1 protein-coding gene is annotated in these 255 nt (G+C 63.5%); it reads left to right on the plus strand.

The window, feature by feature from the left end:
• Positions 1–255: NAD(P)(+) transhydrogenase (Re/Si-specific) subunit beta (locus IB279_RS38330; RefSeq protein ID WP_192341317.1), on the plus strand; the 255-nt coding region annotated here is incomplete at both ends.

A 255-nucleotide genomic window follows, 5' to 3' on the forward strand; every position in this document is an offset into this window, starting at 1 on the left:
CTGCAGCCCTCAACGACGCCGACAGCGTCATCATCGTGCCGGGCTACGGCATGGCGGTGGCGCAGGCGCAGCAATCGGTCTCCGAGCTCACCCGCAAGCTGCGGGCGGCCGGCAAGAACGTGCGCTTTGCCATTCATCCGGTCGCCGGCCGTTTGCCGGGCCACATGAACGTGCTTTTGGCCGAAGCGAAGGTTCCCTACGACATCGTGCTGGAGATGGACGAGATCAACGAAGACTTCCACGAAACCGATGTCG

It is taken from the genome of Ensifer sp. ENS06, from assembly GCF_014852205.1.
Classification (GTDB): Bacteria; Pseudomonadota; Alphaproteobacteria; order Rhizobiales; family Rhizobiaceae; genus Ensifer; species Ensifer adhaerens.